Annotated in this window: 1 pseudogene; it reads right to left on the bottom strand. The window is 65.7% G+C overall.

Going from position 1 to position 321, the window contains the following annotated elements:
• Positions 1–321: pseudogene (locus HX823_RS31425) on the bottom strand (acyl-CoA/acyl-ACP dehydrogenase); the annotation flags it as partial.

Here is a 321-nt window from a genome sequence, read left to right on the forward strand (position 1 = left end):
CCCGAGGCTTCGATGGCCAGCTCCACGGCGCGAATCGCATTGTTGGTCACCAAGTACTTCAACTGGGCCGCATGGGCGGCGGGGGTGTGGCCTTCGGCGGCAGCGTCGAGCAGGCTGCGGTTGGCGAACAGCAGGGTGTCGATATGGCCGACGGTTTCCTGGAAGCGCGGCAGGGTCGACAGCGCAGCACCGAGGTTGGACGGCGCGCGTTCTTCCAGCCAGTTCACCAGCCAGTCCCGCGCAGCCTGGGCTACGGCGTCGTATACGGAGGACAACAACACCGACATCCACAGGAAACCTTCGCCATCCAGCTCCGGCGAC

The organism is Pseudomonas sp. P7759 (genome assembly GCF_013386445.1).
GTDB classification, from domain to species: domain Bacteria; phylum Pseudomonadota; class Gammaproteobacteria; order Pseudomonadales; family Pseudomonadaceae; genus Aquipseudomonas; species Aquipseudomonas azotoformans_A.